The sequence below is a fragment of the Labilibaculum sp. K2S genome (assembly GCF_030372765.1).
Taxonomy (GTDB): Bacteria; Bacteroidota; Bacteroidia; order Bacteroidales; family Marinifilaceae; genus Labilibaculum.
Window position 1 is genome coordinate 1 of record NZ_JAUCMW010000086.1, and the last position, 520, is coordinate 520.

A 520-nucleotide genomic window follows, 5' to 3' on the forward strand; every position below is an offset into this window, starting at 1 on the left:
CATCTTTAGCTTTACGGCTTAGCGCCGCGGGGCTGCACCTGTTTAGCAGGAGCATGTTGGCAGGCCTTTTGGTACTGGCCACATTTGCGGTACAGGCACAAACCGACCAGTTTCGTGTGTTGGGTGGTGTGCCCCACCTGCCTGTATTTGCCAATACCGCGGCGGTAACCAGCCCTGCCGTCGGCATGTTGGTTTACAGCACAGCCGATGCCGCACCCATGGTTTACGAAGGCACAGCCTGGCAAAGCTTATGTACAGGCGTGCTTCCCACCGGTTCGGTGAGCACTTTTCGTGTACTGAATAAAATACCCTACCTACCGGTTCGCCCCTCAGTGACCGTTACCCCCACAGCCGGGAGCATGTATTACAGTAGTACCGACAATACCGTTAAGTTTTACAGCGGCTCGGCCTGGGTAAACGCTGCCGACCTGAACACCGAAACCTACACCGCCAACAGCGGTTTTTCCTCCTTAAAAGAAGTGGTGCAACTGCCCGTGCTGGCCATCGCCCCAGCCCCCGC

At 56.7% G+C, this 520-nt stretch carries 1 protein-coding gene; it reads left to right on the top strand.

All coding sequences use genetic code 11. The features are described 5' to 3' along the window. Positions 1 to 53: 53 nt before the first annotated feature. Positions 54 to 520, top strand: a 467-nt coding sequence (locus QUH73_RS20820; RefSeq protein WP_289532371.1) for a hypothetical protein, incomplete at its 3' end; no start/stop codon positions are given.